Annotated in this window: 13 protein-coding genes; 12 read left to right on the top strand and 1 reads right to left on the bottom strand. The window is 48.8% G+C overall.

The features are described from left to right. The first annotated feature begins 18 nt into the window (after positions 1-18). The 7 genes from H8S80_RS03175 to H8S80_RS03205 are packed head-to-tail and all read left to right on the top strand — an operon-like array spanning position 19 to position 6,537. Positions 19-1,674: a methyl-accepting chemotaxis protein gene (locus tag H8S80_RS03175; protein ID WP_181987850.1), complete on the top strand. Its 1,656-nt coding sequence runs from the start codon at positions 19-21 to the stop codon at positions 1,672-1,674. Next, positions 1,671-2,051 (top strand): response regulator, encoded by a 381-nt coding sequence (locus tag H8S80_RS03180; protein ID WP_002600341.1) that lies wholly within the window; start codon positions 1,671-1,673, stop codon positions 2,049-2,051. The genes H8S80_RS03175 and H8S80_RS03180 overlap by 4 nt, the downstream gene beginning before the upstream one ends. 1 nt (position 2,052) lies before the next feature. Continuing rightward, a complete protein-coding gene (locus H8S80_RS03185; protein WP_055655418.1) occupies positions 2,053-2,676 on the top strand; it encodes a chemotaxis protein CheC in 624 nt (207 codons plus the stop codon). Further along, a complete protein-coding gene (locus tag H8S80_RS03190) occupies positions 2,666-3,148 on the top strand; it encodes a chemotaxis protein CheD (protein ID WP_181987851.1) in 483 nt (160 codons plus the stop codon). Before H8S80_RS03185 ends, H8S80_RS03190 begins: the two co-directional genes overlap by 11 nt. 32 nt (positions 3,149-3,180) lie before the next feature. After that, a complete protein-coding gene (locus tag H8S80_RS03195) occupies positions 3,181-4,119 on the top strand; it encodes a GGDEF domain-containing response regulator (protein WP_002600338.1) in 939 nt (312 codons plus the stop codon). Between the two features lie 5 nt (positions 4,120-4,124). Continuing rightward, positions 4,125-6,071 carry a chemotaxis protein CheA gene (locus H8S80_RS03200; RefSeq protein ID WP_117630500.1) on the top strand — a complete coding sequence of 649 codons (1,947 nt, stop codon included), beginning with the start codon at positions 4,125-4,127 and terminating at the stop codon, positions 6,069-6,071. Then, positions 6,064-6,537, top strand: coding sequence for a chemotaxis protein CheW (locus H8S80_RS03205; RefSeq protein ID WP_117630219.1), 474 nt, complete (start codon positions 6,064-6,066; stop codon positions 6,535-6,537). The genes H8S80_RS03200 and H8S80_RS03205 overlap by 8 nt, the downstream gene beginning before the upstream one ends. A gap of 142 nt (positions 6,538-6,679) precedes the next feature. Here H8S80_RS03205 and H8S80_RS03210 read toward each other — a convergent pair whose 3' ends face one another. After that, entirely contained in the window at positions 6,680-7,675 is a 996-nt protein-coding gene (locus H8S80_RS03210; protein ID WP_029466051.1) for an ABC transporter substrate-binding protein, read from the bottom strand. Positions 7,676-8,003: 328 nt separating this feature from the next. Here H8S80_RS03210 and H8S80_RS03215 point away from each other — a divergent pair, with 328 nt between their 5' ends. The 5 genes from H8S80_RS03215 to H8S80_RS03235 all read left to right on the top strand — a co-directional run bounded on the left by H8S80_RS03215 (position 8,004) and on the right by H8S80_RS03235 (position 14,973). Then, the gene (locus H8S80_RS03215; RefSeq protein WP_117630220.1) at positions 8,004-9,161 is read left to right on the top strand and encodes an ROK family transcriptional regulator; all 1,158 of its coding nucleotides are present in this window, start codon (positions 8,004-8,006) and stop codon (positions 9,159-9,161) included. Between the two features lie 76 nt (positions 9,162-9,237). Next, positions 9,238-10,488 (top strand): ABC transporter substrate-binding protein, encoded by a 1,251-nt coding sequence (locus H8S80_RS03220; RefSeq protein WP_117630221.1) that lies wholly within the window; start codon positions 9,238-9,240, stop codon positions 10,486-10,488. 84 nt (positions 10,489-10,572) lie between these two features. Further along, complete coding sequence (locus tag H8S80_RS03225; protein WP_117630222.1) at positions 10,573-11,496, top strand: carbohydrate ABC transporter permease; 924 nt, start codon at positions 10,573-10,575, stop codon at positions 11,494-11,496. Between the two features lie 3 nt (positions 11,497-11,499). Further along, the gene (locus tag H8S80_RS03230) at positions 11,500-12,348 is read left to right on the top strand and encodes a carbohydrate ABC transporter permease (protein ID WP_117630223.1); all 849 of its coding nucleotides are present in this window, start codon (positions 11,500-11,502) and stop codon (positions 12,346-12,348) included. A 27-nt stretch (positions 12,349-12,375) separates the two neighbouring features. Further along, a complete protein-coding gene (locus H8S80_RS03235; RefSeq protein WP_117630224.1) occupies positions 12,376-14,973 on the top strand; it encodes a glycoside hydrolase family 38 N-terminal domain-containing protein in 2,598 nt (865 codons plus the stop codon). The last annotated feature ends 27 nt before the right edge of the window (positions 14,974-15,000 follow it).

Raw genomic sequence — 15,000 nt, forward strand, 5'->3', positions numbered from 1 at the left:
ATGAGGAAAATGAAGAATATGAAAATAGGAAAGAAGCTCATGGTTTCTTATGGTATTATTATCATTTTTTATATCATAACCGTGATCGTCTCTCTGTTTGGAGTATACAATGTATCAAAATCACTGGATGTCTTCTACAATAAGGCGTTCACTGCGTCCTATACGGCGGGAAACTTAAGGGCATCCGTTCAGAGTATCGGCCGTACGATCCTGAGTATTGCCACAGAGGGGACGAATGTGGACCGGCAGGAGCAGTTGGATGAGATCGATGAGATCCTGCGCGATATGGATACGAATTTAACCATGCTGAAAGAACAGATGCCGGATAACGATCTGGTGAACCAGCTGCGGGAGTCTTTAAAAGATCAGAAGCAGTCCAGGGAAGCCGTTATTGAGGAACTGAAAAACGGCAGCGACGAGGAAGCGATTTCTTTATATGGCAGTGACTTCGAGCCGAAAGCGGAGAAGACGAGGGAATGCCTGGAAGCGATTACCGCTTATTCCAAGGTTAATGCGGAGAAATACCTTGACAGGGGCCATGAGGTAAGGCAGCAGATGACAGCAGTAATCCTGGTGTTATCGTTTCTTATCCTGATGATAACCGTGGCTCTGTGTCTCTATATCACAAAGGGAATTACAGAACCTGTCAGTGAGGTCCGGGAGGCTGCAAAGAACCTGGCGGAAGGGAATCTTAAGGTTCAGCTGAAATACCAGTCAGAGGATGAACTGGGAGAGCTGGCGGACAGCTTCCGCGAGACCATAAGCGCTTTGAACGATTATGTGTCCGCAGTGGAAGAGGGGCTTTTGGCGGTCGGCAACGGAAAGCTGAACTACCATCCGGAAACTGCATTTAAAGGCGATTTCGTCGCACTGGGTGATGCGATGGAGCAGATCACAGGACTTTTAAACCGTGCGATCATGCAGATTGCCTGTACGGCAGATCAGGTGGCGGGAGGCTCCGAGCAGGTTGCAAACGGCGCCCAGATCCTTTCCCAGGGAGCCACGGAGCAGGCTGGCTCCATGGAGGAACTGGCGGCCAATATCAACGAGATATCGGACAGCGTTAAGAGCAACGCCAATGACGCCGTGATGACCAGCAAAAAGGTGGACGAGGTAAGCGGACTGGTCACCAGAAGCAGTGACGAGATGAAGGCCATGGTTCAGGCGATCCTTGAAATCCGGGAGAACTCCAGCGCAATCGGAGGCATCGTAAAGGAGATTGAGGATATCGCGTTCCAGACGAATATACTGGCACTGAACGCTTCGGTAGAGGCGGCAAGAGCCGGAGAAGCGGGCCGGGGATTTTCTGTAGTAGCGTCCGAGGTGCGTCACCTTGCGGCGAAGACGAGGGAAGCCTCCGGGATGATGGCCCGGCTGGCGGCGCAGACCACGGAAAAAGTGGACGGCGGCACCGAGGCCGCGGATAAGACGGCCAGAGCGCTGGATCTGGTGGTGAAGGGCACGGAAGTGATCGGTACCATGGTGGATCGGATCTCCGGGGCCTCTGTGCGCCAGGCCGATTCCATTATCCAGATCAGACAGAGCATGGAGATGGTGTCTGAGATTGTACAGGGAAATTCCGCTACGGCGGAGGAGAGCGCCGCTTCCAGTGAAGAACTGTCGGCGCAGGCACAGGTATTGAAAAAATTAGTGGAGGAATTTGAGCTGTCATGAGTGAGAAGAAAGTGCTGATTGTAGATGATGCCGTGTTTATGCGTTCCATGCAGAAACGTATTATAGCCGGATCCGGGGATTACGAGGTATATGAGGCGGCCGACGGAGAAGAGGCGGTTGCGCTGTACAAAAAAATAAGGCCGGGTCTGGTGCTTCTGGACATTTCCATGCCTGGCATTAACGGAATTGAAGCATTAAAACAGATGAAAGAGACCGACGAGAACGCCTTCGTGATTATGTGTTCCGCAATCGGCCAGGATTCCATGATGAAGGAAGCCGTGGACTGCGGAGCCAGGGACTTTATTGTCAAGCCGTTTAAGGCGGAGCAGATCGTCCAGGCCCTTAACCGGGCATTTCCATCGTCTGCGGAGGTATGAGATGAATAAATATTCGGATATCAGTGAGAGTGCGAGAGATGTTTTAATGGAAATCGGTAATATCGGAACGGGAAACGCGGTCACCGCGCTCTCCAGCATGATTAACCACAGGATTGAGATCGAGCGTCCTAATGTGAAAATCATGAAATTTGAGGAAGTACCCGCCATGCTGGGCGGTCCGGAGGAGATCAAGCTGGGAGTGCTCCTGGAGCTCTCAGGCGATTTGAACGGCATGTTTATGTTCCTGATCAGCACGAAGTTCGCCCAGACCATGCTTGACAAGCTGCTGGGAACAGAGGTCGAGGATGTCAGGAACCTGGATGATATGAGTCTTTCCGCGGTCTGCGAGATCGGCAATATCATGTGCTGTTCCTATATTAACGCGATGACGGCTATGATGGATTTGAGGGTTCACGTTTCCGTCCCGGACATCTGTATTGATATGACCGGAGCCATATTAAGCGTTCCGATGATTCACTTTGCGAGACTGAGTGATGAACTGCTTCTGATTGAGGATAAATACCATTTTGACGATCAGGAAGTGGTCAGCCACATTCTGTTCCTTCCGGAGATTCACTCTCTGGAGCGGATTTTCAAGGCTTTGGGTGAGGAATATGAAGGATAATCCTGTAGTGGTGGGAATCGCGCAGGGAAAAGTAGTTTCCCGGCCGGAAAAACTCATTACTTATGCGCTTGGTTCCTGTGTGGGAGTCTGTTTATACGATGGGAAACACCGTATTGCGGGAATGGCACATATTATGCTTCCTGATGCAGGACTGAGCCTGTCTCAGGAAAATCCCTACAAATTCGCGGATAAGGGCTGTGAGCAGCTCATAAAAGAGATGGAGCTCCAGGGGGCGAACCGCCGCTTTATCACGGCGAAGCTGGCGGGAGGCGCGGGGATGTTCTCCAAATATGAAGCCCTCGGAAGCATAGGGGAACGCAATGTAAAGGCGGTAAAAGCTGTTTTAGGGGCGCTGAAGGTGAGTGTGACGGCGGAGGATACCGGTAAGAACTACGGCAGGACGATCACGTTTGATTCGGTGGATGGCGGCCTGACAGTCAAGTCAATGAGTGCAGGCATTACGGTGATATAGGGTAGAACATGGCGGTTGGAAGGAGAAAAAGCATGACAGGCAGACAGAAGATACTGGCGGTCGATGACAGCCTGCTGATATGCCAGCAGATAGAAAAGGTTTTAAAAAATGAGGAATATACGGTTTATAAATCCCATTCAGCGAAGGAGACTCTGGAGTTACTGGAGGAAGTGGATCCTGATTTGATTCTCCTCGATGTCATTTTGCCTGATATGGAGGGGTATGAACTGTTTGAAAAGATAAAAGAAAAGGATAAGAATCACGCTCCAGTGATCTTTATCACCTCCAAAGACAGTGAACAGGATGTAATCCGGGGATTTGAACTGGGCGCCTGTGATTATATTAAAAAACCGTTCCGGCCGGAAGAACTGAAATCCAGGGTGAAGGCGCATCTTGAGGACAAGCGGGAAAGAGACGAGCTGAAGATCTTAAATGAGACGCTGAAGGCCAACATGCAGATCTTAAACCGCGTGGCTTACCGGGACGAGCTGACAGGTCTTTACAACCGGCGGTTTGTGGTGGAGAAGCTGGCTCAGGATTTGATGGAACCGAATCGCCAGGATGCACTGGTCATGATCGACGTGGACGATTTCAAACACGTAAACGACTGCTACGGGCATGACGCCGGAGACATGGTTCTCGTCTGTATTTCCAATATTATGGAGAGCGTCTGCCGCCGCCATAAGGTGGTCCGCTGGGGCGGAGAGGAATTCCTGATTATTCTGATGGCAGTCACAAAACAGGAGTGTTTTGAAGTCTGCGAGGAGATCAGAAAAGAAATTCAGGCGTTTCCTTTTCTTCAGGGCAATACCACATTTTACTGCACCGTGACGCTGGGGATCAGCCTTTACGATAAGGAACAGAGTTTTAAGATGAACATGACGCACGCGGATATGGCGCTTTACCGCGGAAAGAAAACGGGAAAAAACCGTACCGTCTGGTATGGTTATGAGGAAGAGTCGGGAGTGTGATGGGTATGGGCTTTTTTGATGAGGACACGGGCGAGATGCTGGAGATCTACTTACTGGAGACCAACCAGCTTCTGGACCAGTCGGATGCCATTCTGCTCTCGGCGGAGCAGGAGATGGTATTCTCCAAAGAGAGTATCAACGGCATCTTTCGTGTAATGCATACCATAAAGAGTTCTTCCGCCATGATGGGGCTGACCGGATTGTCCACTCTGACCCACCGCCTGGAAGACTTGTTTGTGGTGTTTCGGGAAGACCCTTCCAGGCTTTCCGGTTATGAACAGGAGACATTTGATTTAATCTTCGAAGCCACTGATTTCATCCGGGAAGAACTGAAACGAATGAAATTCGAAAGCTTCGAGCCGGAGCCGGTGGACCGGTTCTGGGATAAAATAGAGGTTCTCGTACAGAAGGTAAAAGAAAAAAAGAAGACTGCCGTCCATCTGAAATTTGAAAAGGACTGCCGGATGGAGAATGTCCGGGCCTACATGGCGGTACGCCAGATCCGGGATTTATGTGCGGATTTAAAGACATATCCCGAAAATGTGGAGACGGATTCCTCTACAACGGAATATATTCATAATAATGGTTTTTATATCAGCTTTACGTCGGAAGACCCTGGCGCAGTCTTACAGACACTTAAGAGCGCGCTGTTTGTGGAGTCCTGTACGGAGCTGGCGGAGATGCCGAAGCTGTCCGGGACGGCGGAGGGACAGGCGGTGGAAGGTCAGACTGCAAAGGAACCGGAGATCGAAGCCGAGACTCCTGTGCAGAACGGCAATGATTTTATCAATGTCCGGGTGGAAAAGCTGGATGAGCTTCAGAATCTGACGGGAGAACTGATTATCGCGGCGTCCTCCTGGCTGGAAGCCTCGAAAGGGAGCGTGGAGGACGGCAGGAACCATCAGGTTGGCCGTTTTTTAAAGGAGCTGGAGGAGCTGGTCATATCGATTCGGATGGTGCCGTTTTCCAATGTGGTGCCCCAGTTAGGCAGGATCGTCCGCGACATCTGCAAGAAGGAAAAGAAAGAGGTGTCCTTCCACGTCCAGGGGCAGAATGTGGAGGTGGATAAGAAGATCGCGGATGGCATTCTGGATCCGCTTCTCCATCTGATCCGCAACGCCATTGACCATGGAATCGAGCAGCCGGAAGAGCGGGAGAAGGCGGGAAAGCCGCGGGCGGGCTCGGTGACACTGCTGTTTGCCAATGTTGGCGGAGAGATCGTGGTCAGTGTCAGCGACGACGGATGCGGCATCGATTTGGAACAGGTCCGCAAAAAGGGCAGAGAAAAGAATCTGTTCGTGCGGCCGGAATCGGAGTATTCCGAGTCGGAGATCTTAGAGTTCTGCCTTCTGCCCGGCTTTTCGACGCGGGAGGCGGCTAACGAGTACTCGGGAAGAGGCGTGGGGCTCGATGTGGTACGTCAGATGGTGGAGGCGTTCGGCGGCCATCTTCATCTGGAGAGTACCAGAGGGGAAGGCAGCAAATTCATCATGCATCTGCCTCTGACGCTTACGATCATTGAGAGCATCCGTTTTCAGACCGGAGACCGGTTCTTCGCGGTTCCGGCACACCAGGTGGTTCAGTTTGTCACCTACCAGCCGCAGGGGCCGGGAATGGTGATGCAGGAAGGAAGAGAGTTCTGGATCAGGGAGGGGCGGTATATTCCCGTCATTTCCCTGCGGAAGTTCTACCATATTCCGGGAACACCCAGGATCGGTTCGGAAATCATGGCGTATATCAAGGGCAGTACGAGAGAGCTCTGCATCGTGGCTGACCGGGTGGCAGATCAGGGCAGTCTTGTGGAGAAATCGCTCCCGGCCATTTTAGGAAAGCATTTTAAGAAGTATACGGGAATCTCCGGGTGCAGCCTGCTGGGGGACGGAACCATCTGCCTCCAGCTGGATATCGAAGACCTGGCGCGGAATACGGGAGGTGGAAAGACCCATGAATGACTTGGATCAGGCGAAAGAGAAGGAAGGCGGAGAGGAACTGGAATTTCTGTGTGTCCGCATGACAGATGCGGTCTACGGATTCGAACTTCCCCATATCCGGGAGATCATATGGGACAGCCGTATCACCCCGGTCCCCTGTGTGCCGGACTACTATGAAGGGCTGTGCAACTGGAAAGGGACGATTATTACCGCCGCTTCTTTAAGCCGGATGACAGGAACAAAAGAGAGCGGGTACGGAGACCAGCCGGTAGTCATAATAACGGAGACGGGAGCCCAGCAGTGCGGCTTCCTGGTGAGGGAGGAACCGGAGATCTTAAGGGTACCGGCAGACGCGCGGCTGACCGGAGACACGCCGGACCGGATCGGTGAGATCCTGAAGATCAAAGGGGCGTATGCCTGGGAGAATGAAGTGATCTATGTGATTGACGCAGAGGAGACTTTGAAATGTATGGTGGTATTTGACTGATACGGCCATGTATGAAAAAAGAGATATGCGAAAAGACAAATAGAGTTGTGAAAAGATAAATAAGGATGTGAAAAGAACAGATCCCGGTTCCGACGGTGAAGAGCGGAAACGGGATCTGTTTGTTATGTGTGGGCATTCGGTTTTACTTTGCCGCTTCCTGTGAGAATTCGGTTGTTACCAGCTTGTCGTAAGGAACGCGCTCATTCAGTTCGCCGGCTTCCTCCAGGATGTTTTCCAGAAGTTCGAAACTGTCTTTTTCGAATACGGTGTCGCCTTTCCAGGTGTCCTGATCTTTATAGCGGCCAACGATGGTGGCGATGGTATCCTCATCGGTTTCTTTAAACTGAGGCTGGATCACTTTGGCGATTTCTTCGGCGGAATGGGTGTTTACGTATTCCAGGCCTTTCTGAATCGCATTGGTGAATTTCTGGATGGTTTCGGGATTCTTCTCTAAATAGCTCTTCTTGACGCTGTAAGCGGTATAGGGAACGTATCCGGAATCGACGCCGAGGGAGGCGATGACGTGGCCGTTTCCTTCTTTTTCCAGACCGGTAGCAAATGGTTCAAACTCAACCGTGTAATCGGCGTCGTTGCTGGTGAAGGCGGCGGCGGTTAAACCGAAGTTGATGCTCTGGTCGATGGTCAGATCTGCGGCGGGATCGATCCCGTTCTTCTTCAAAATGTATTCAAATACCATTTCCGGCATGCCGCCGGCTCTTCCGCCCAATACCTTCTTGCCCTTCAAATCGGCCCAGGTGAAGTTATCCTGGGCTTCCCTGCCGACCAGAAAGTTACCGGCCCGCTGGGTCAGCTGGGCGAAGTTTACGGCGTAATCGTCAGAACCCTGCTGATAGACGTAGATGCTGGCCTCAGATCCCATAAAACCGATATCGGCGTCTCCGGAGATCAGGGCGGTCATGACCTTGTCGGCGCCGGCGCCGTTGACCAGCGTCAGGTCGAGCCCTTCATCCTCAAAATACCCCAGTTCAATGGCGGCATACTGGGGAGCATAGAAGATAGAATGAGCGACTTCATTCAGAACCACTGGCTTAAGCTGTTTCCTTGTGGTCGTTTTACAGCCGGTCACGCAGACGGCAAGCATGGATACGGCGAGAACGATGCTCACGATTTTTTTCATAGAATTCTCCTTTTTTGTTGTTTCTCATAGTGACATTGTATGAAATGTGACAGGCAGCAGTTCCAGAAAATAAAGAATTATATTTGCTGCTGTGTAATTTAAACAGTAAGGTGGCAGAATTATAAAGAAAACTAGATATAATAATAACTTAGTAAAAAACTTTTACTAAATATATTGACAAAAATAGACAAACATAATATACTACAACTACAGGCGGATAATCGAATATGTACATAGCAATTATCGATCCTGGGATTCCGGAATCCCAGATAAATGACAAGAAAGTAATGAACTTTTACAAAGTGAGAAATGATAAGGAAGTGTTGGGATGATTGGTGTCAACCAGCAAAATATGAACGGTACAAACAGGGGGCTTGTGCTGAAGTCAATCATGATGAAGTCCCCCATTTCCAGGGTGGAGCTAAGCCGTATGACCGGACTTAGCAAGATGACGGTAAGCGGCCTGGTGAATGATTATGTGGAGAAAGGAATTGTGTGGGAATGCGGAGAGTCCGACTCCACTGGAGGCAGGAGACGTACATTTCTCGATGTAGTCCCTGATTCACTTCTTACGCTCGGTATTTATATCGGACGGGATATCCTGAATGTAGGTGTTATCGACTTAAAGGGGAAGATTCTTCAGTCGGAAAGCCTGGTATTATCCATCGTCGAAAATAACGAGATGTTTATACAGAACCTGTTCCTGCTCTGTGACCGTTTGATTGACACAAAATACAGGGATAAGATCTGGGGAATAGGAGTTTCCTGCGCAGGTCCTCTTTTAGCCCGGGATGGCGTAATACTGAACCCTCCAGACTTCAATAACATCAGAGACCTTCCAATTGCCACAATTCTGACGGAACGCTATCATCTGCCAGCTTACTTACAGAATGACATGTGTGTGGCAGCTCTGGCGGAGTTGTATTTTGGCAATAAGCATCAATATGATAATTTCATTTACGTAGGTGTTTCGGCTGGTATTGGAGCCGGCGTTATACTGGATAAGAAATTATACACCGGTTCGACCGGTCTGGCCGGTATTGTGGGACATATTATCGTGGAAAAGGATGGGATTCCCTGTGAATGCGGACAGAAGGGCTGTCTGGAGAAATACAGCAGCACAAGAGCCGCGGTTCGCTGGGCAAGGGAGCACGGTGCAGATTCTGGCTTATCATGGCTGGGTTTGATGGACCGGGCTATGAAGGGGGATGAGATCTGTCAAAAGGCGATTGAACGGATGATGGAGTATCTGGAAGTGGCGATTGCCAATCTGGAGAGCGCCTATGATACACAGTGCTTCGTTTTGGGCGGAGATTTAAATTTCTATCAGGATGAGATGGTAAAGCGTCTTGAAAAGATGTTTGACAGTCGCGTATTTAACAAAGCACAGGGCCGTGAAGTGAGAGTGGAGGCTTCGGCATTTATGGGAAGTGCATCTTTTGTCGGAACAGTGGCGCTTGTTATGGAGAACAATTTGGAAGCTTAAGCGCGAAGGGCGGAAAGATTTTCTGCTGCGCGCTGAGATACAGAAAAGAAGTTCAGAAAGTGAGAGGAGAAGGATCATGAAGAGGTATACAAAATTTGCAGCAATTGCTTTGACGGCGGTGATGACGGCGGCGCTGGCCACTGGCTGCCAGAAGAAAGAGGACGCAGTTACACTGACTGTATGGGGGGATACGGACAATCAGGCGATTCTGGAAGAATCTTTTACGGCTATTAATCAGGCTTTTGAGGAGAAATATCCGAATATTAAGCTGGACTATCAGTATTCTGGTTCCTTCGATACGATTAACGTAGCCGTACAGTCGGATTCACTCCCGGATCTTTTCTGGGTACAGGGGAATAAATCTACCAAGATGGCAGAGCTTGCCCGCAACGGATATCTGCTTCCTCTTGACGAGTATAAGCTGGATGCCAGCCGTTTCCCCGAGGAAGCGATTACATACGCGACTGTAGATGGTTCTGTTTACTGTTCGTATCCTTCCTTTTTTGATTATGCGGTTATTTACTATAATAAGGACATATTTGCAAAATATAATCTTGAGAAACCGGCTGCCTGGGATGACTTTGTCAATGCAATGGACGTGCTGACCAGGAATGGAGAGGTAGCTATGGCCCTGGGGGGAAAAGGAGATTTCGACCGTTACTGGCTGATGCAGGCTATGGCTCCGGCTCTGTTTAATGACACCATGGGAGCGATCGCTGACCATGGAGACCCGGATTACAAGGCAATGGAGACCGGCTTTAACGACTACAGAAGCTTTGCGGAGAACGGATATTTTGGCAAGGATTTCGCTTCTATGGATGCAGTTGCGGCACAACTGGCCTTTACCAACGGCAAGGCGGCGATGACTGTGGATGGAACGTGGAATAATCAGCTATACAAGGACGCAGCATTTGAAGTGGGACGCTTTGCGATTCCGGGAACAGACGGTTCTAAATATGCACAGAGCGGCCCCAGCAACTATAATACCTACGCAGTGGCAAAGAAGACGAAATATCCGGCGGAAGCGGTAAAATATGTTGAGTTTTTAAACAGCAAAGAAGCACAGCAGATCTTAGAGGACCATTTAGGAGCGATTCCGCTGGTAAAGGATCTTACACCGAAGGATGAGACTGTTGGTGAGCTGGCAGAGTATGATGTGGTTGGCTATAATATCTACCATGTTCTTTCCGGTGTGGCCGATGAGGTTGGAAAGCCGCAGGATATCTTCCTGGGTGAGGTACTTCCAAAGCTTATGCTTTCCGAAATGACAGGAGAGGAAGCCGTTCAGAGGATTCAGGAAGAAATAGCGAAAAGCAGTGCAAAGTAACGTGCAGTCATAAATAGGAAAACTGCCAGGAAAGAATCCGCTCTATAGGAAATTTCCTGGCACTTTTTTTAAGGAGGTATCGGAGTGAAAACATTTTTTAAGAAAAAACCATATGCGTTATTTTTAGCGCCTGGATTTGTGCTTTATTCCATTTTTGTTATCTATCCCATTTTCGCGGCGGGTAAACTCAGCCTCTACAAATGGAATGGGATTGGTGAAAAAGTGTATGTAGGAATTTCCAATTATATTGAACTGTTTACCAATTCGGATTTGATGTCCCAGATGATGAATGCTCTTCTGCACAGCCTGACTATATTTGTACTGACTGTCGTGATTATGCTTCCCATACAGATTATTATGGCTTATATCATATATACCAAAGCCAGGGGAAGTAATTTTTTTCAGGTAGCTATATTTTCACCGCAGTTCATATCGACTCCGGTCATCGTGTTTATCTTTACGCTGCTTTTGGATGGCAACATCGGTATCGTCAACAAGTTACTTGAAGTGGTGGGACTGGGATCGATGACCCGTCCATGGCTGGGAATTCCAGAAATTGGAATCTATATCGTATGGGCCATGATTTCCTGGGCCGGCGTTGGTGTCGGAATGATGTATTTCATTGGTGCAATGAAGATGATATCTTTTGACTGTATGGAAAGTGCGTATCTGGAGGGCGCTGGTTTCTGGAAGCGGTTGTGGTATATTATACTGCCGCAGATTAAAATGACCGTTTTAAATCTGGTGCTGGTCAGCTATATCATAAGTATGACTATTTTCGATTACAGTTATATTCTGGGAGGAATTAACGGAGGAATTAACGGCAATGTGGATGTAATGAGTCTGTTCTTTTACCGGACGGCGTTTGGAGATACAAATCCACTGGGCGGTAATATAAGCGCCAATTCCATGGGCATGGGAACTACGGTGGCCTGTGTGTTGTTTGTCATGGTTTTTGTGATCGCTCTTGTTCAAATGCTGATGGTTTACAGAAAGGAGGAGGACTAACATATGAAAAAAGAAAAAGATGTGATGAGCCGGCATCAGGGAATCGGTGCGGGAATCGTAAAAGCGATGCTGTGGGTCTATTCTTCTTTTGCATTTCTGATTCTTATCTATATCGCATATAACTCCCTGCGGCCGCGTCAGGATATTTTAGGCAATACTTTCGGAAAACCGGCCAGACTGTCTCTTGCAAACTATTCGAAGCTGCTGTTTCAGGACCATTTTCTGAGGTACTTTGCAAACAGTGTAATTGTTTTAGTGATCAGTCTGGTACTGCTTGTACTGATTTCTTCCTTTACCGCATACGGTATTTCCCGCTACAGGTTTAAAGGAAAAAAATTCATGAGAATATACTTCCTGATCGGTTTGATGTTTCCTGTTCAGTTGGGAATTGTACCGGTCTTCCAGTTGATGAAGCAGCTGCATCTTGTCAACAGTCTGGGATCCGTTATCCTTGTTTCGGCGGCGGGGATCTCTATGCCCGTGTTTATGCTCACGGATTTCTTTTCCAAACTGCCAAAAGAGATCTATGAGGCGGCCGTCATTGATGGGGCAGGAGAGTGGACTGCATTTTTTAAGATTATGTTCCCTATGGCGACACCGGTTGTATTTTCCGTGTGTATTACGTCATCGGTCCAGATTTGGAACCAGTTCTTTCTGCCACTTATTTTTCTACAGAAGGATGAATACAAAACTTTGCCCCTGTTGGTGGTGAAGTATACGAATAAACTGATTAATACGATGGATTTGGCCATGGCAGCCTCGGCCTTGTCAACGATCCCGATCCTGATCTTATTTATGATCTTTTCCAGGAGAATACTGGATGGTGTTACATCAGGAGCGGTAAAGGGGTAAAATTATAAATGTGGAAAGGAAAAAGGAATGTCGAAGATAAAAGAAATCTGGTGCATGCACCACAGCCATCTGGATGTCGGTTATACCCATCCACAACCGCTTCTTTTGGAATTACAGAGCGATTATATCGAGCAGGCTATCGACTTATGTATCGAAACATCTGATTATCCGGAGGAATCCAGATTCCGCTGGACGGTCGAGGCCAATTACCCACTTCGCCGCTGGTTAGAGACGGCCAGACCAGAGCGGGTGGATCTGTTAAAACAGTTTGTCAGGGAGGGACAGATTAGTCTTGCCGCATTGCCCATGCATACGACTCCCGGTGCAGACGCGGGCGAAGCCCTTCATATGCTGGAGGATTTGGATCAGTTAAGAGCATTATTTGATGCAAAAATGGCGACGGCGGTTAATCACGACGTGAATGGCCAGCCATGGCCGTTGTCCCAGTTTTTGTTGGATAGCGGGGTTAATTTCTATCTTACCGGAATCAATATTCATTTCGGAGGGATTCCGTTTAACCGGCCGTCGGCATTTCGATGGGAAACTCCGGATGGGAGGGAACTTTTGACTTTTTTAGGAGAGCACTACTCGCTGTTCAGTCAATTCTTTTATACGTATGAGGCGGATACGGAAAAAATGCATGAGGGCGTCACAAAGTATGTGGCCCGGCTGGAGCAAAATGGCTACGACAAAGACTTTGCATTTTTAACAGCTACAAATCCACCGCTTTTTGATAATAACTGTCCTGATCTTCAACTGGCTGATTTGATTCGCCGTTATAATGAAGAGGGGCATGAGCAGAAAATACGTTTTGTGACACCAGAGATGCTGCGGGATAAACTGATTGCAGATGGCGTGGAAAAGCTTCCGGTGTATGCGGGAGACTGGACTGACTACTGGAATTTTGGCTGCGGCAGTACGGCCAGAGAAACCCGGGTAAACCGGCTGGCGAAACAGGCGGTAAGGCAGGCAGAGATGCTGGAGTGCGTAAATGGAAGCCCAAATCCCCAGTATGACAGAGTAAAAGCTGAATGCCTGCAGAGTTCCCTGCTGTTTGATGAACATACATGGGGAGCCTCTCAGTCTGTTACAGCACCGGATGATCCGGAAACCCAGGCTCAGAAAATCCAAAAGTATCAGTATGCCTATGATGCGGCGGCTAAATCCGCTTATCTTTTGAGTACGCAGATGGAACTGCTCTGTAATAATCCTCACCAGTCCGGGCGTCCGGAGGGAATTGTGGTGGTAAATCCTACCGGAACAGAACAGAGAGCTGAGCTGGAAGTCCCTGCCTCCTATTTAAAAGAGGAGAGACAGTTGGCTGCACTTCGTTCAAAACAATATGTTCCCTATTTAAAAGGGTACGAAGAGACTGTTTTCATGGGCGCAGTGCAGATGCCGCCTTTTAGCTGGCGGACTATCCCGTTTTCCCTGCTTCGGGAAGAAGACCGGGAGAAGCAGTATACGGTTAAAGATGGGGAGATTACCACACCGTATTACCGGGTGGTCTTTAACCGGACCACCGGCAGAATCAGACAGATTTATGACAAGGTGCAGAAAAGAGAGCTTCTTGACGAAGAGAGCCCCTGGGCTTTCTTTGAGGCGGTGAGGGAAACAGTTGACGGCCGCTGGCAGAACCAGTCGAGAGCAGCGCTGTTTCCCAGAGATGTTGAACTGGGAAATCTAAATATCACGGTGTGGCAGCATGACTGGAAGGCTGACCGAAGAGGTGCAGAGTCGGTTGAAAAATGGCGTGTAGAAGAAAAGCCTGGTGAAGTGAGTCTGATATGGGAGTCTCATATGGAAGGCATGGAGAAGATGGAGCAGTCAGTTACCTTTTCGGCTTCGTATCCGCGCGTGATGATGAAAGCCTGGTTTGTAAAGAAACCGGTCAGTACGCCGGAATCCATTTACTTCGCATTTCCCCTTAAAATGAAAAAGAATTGGGACTGCAGTTTCGATACGATGGGGACGTATGTGCGTCTGGATGAAGAGCAGCTCGGAAATGTCTGCCGGGACTGGCTGACTGTGGATAAGAGCATTTCCATGTATGATGACTCGGTCTGTATGACCCTGTTTTGTCCGGATGCGCCTATGGTTCAGCCTGGCGGCTTTCATTTTGGACATGAAAGCCGGGTAATTGCGAGGGAGAAAGATCCTCTGCTTTTAGCATGGCCGTTAAATAATTACTGGGATACAAATTTTAATGCCGACCAGTCAGGAGCCATGGAGTTTTCGTATGGGTTTGAAGCATTTGATCATTTTGAGCCTGAACGAATCTATGGAGAAAGTCTGGCAGCGGAAAATGCCTGTGTGATAGGCGCGGCAGTTCAATGTAAGGAATCAGAAGGCTGTCTCTTAAAAGGTAAGGGAGATGTGGCCGTTCTCTATGTACACCCATCGCGGTTTATCCAGGCAGGCAGAAAAACAATGGTGGTTTTGTTGAAGAATATGACGAAGCAGGATCAGAAATATGAATTTACCGTACCGGATTGTCTGGACTTAAACGCATGGGAGGTTACAGTGCAGGAGCGGGAAAAAGAAGTCCTTGAGGTATGCGGACTTACTGGAACGATTGAAATGCCGGCAGGTGCGCTTAAGCTTATACGGATCAGCTGCAAATGAAATATATCAATGGCAGAATAGAAAGAG

It is taken from the genome of Hungatella sp. L36 (assembly GCF_014288035.1).

Coding starts and splice junctions, on each gene's coding strand:
- H8S80_RS03205 (WP_117630219.1), top strand. CDS start 6,064: ATGAATGACTTGGATCAGGCGAAAGAGAAGGAAGGCGGAGAGGAACTG.
- H8S80_RS03195 (WP_002600338.1), top strand. CDS start 3,181: ATGACAGGCAGACAGAAGATACTGGCGGTCGATGACAGCCTGCTGATA.
- H8S80_RS03175 (WP_181987850.1), top strand. CDS start 19: ATGAAAATAGGAAAGAAGCTCATGGTTTCTTATGGTATTATTATCATT.
- H8S80_RS03210 (WP_029466051.1), bottom strand. CDS start 7,675: ATGAAAAAAATCGTGAGCATCGTTCTCGCCGTATCCATGCTTGCCGTC.
- H8S80_RS03220 (WP_117630221.1), top strand. CDS start 9,238: ATGAAGAGGTATACAAAATTTGCAGCAATTGCTTTGACGGCGGTGATG.
- H8S80_RS03185 (WP_055655418.1), top strand. CDS start 2,053: ATGAATAAATATTCGGATATCAGTGAGAGTGCGAGAGATGTTTTAATG.
- H8S80_RS03190 (WP_181987851.1), top strand. CDS start 2,666: ATGAAGGATAATCCTGTAGTGGTGGGAATCGCGCAGGGAAAAGTAGTT.
- H8S80_RS03235 (WP_117630224.1), top strand. CDS start 12,376: ATGTCGAAGATAAAAGAAATCTGGTGCATGCACCACAGCCATCTGGAT.
- H8S80_RS03230 (WP_117630223.1), top strand. CDS start 11,500: ATGAAAAAAGAAAAAGATGTGATGAGCCGGCATCAGGGAATCGGTGCG.
- H8S80_RS03180 (WP_002600341.1), top strand. CDS start 1,671: ATGAGTGAGAAGAAAGTGCTGATTGTAGATGATGCCGTGTTTATGCGT.
- H8S80_RS03215 (WP_117630220.1), top strand. CDS start 8,004: ATGATTGGTGTCAACCAGCAAAATATGAACGGTACAAACAGGGGGCTT.
- H8S80_RS03200 (WP_117630500.1), top strand. CDS start 4,125: ATGGGCTTTTTTGATGAGGACACGGGCGAGATGCTGGAGATCTACTTA.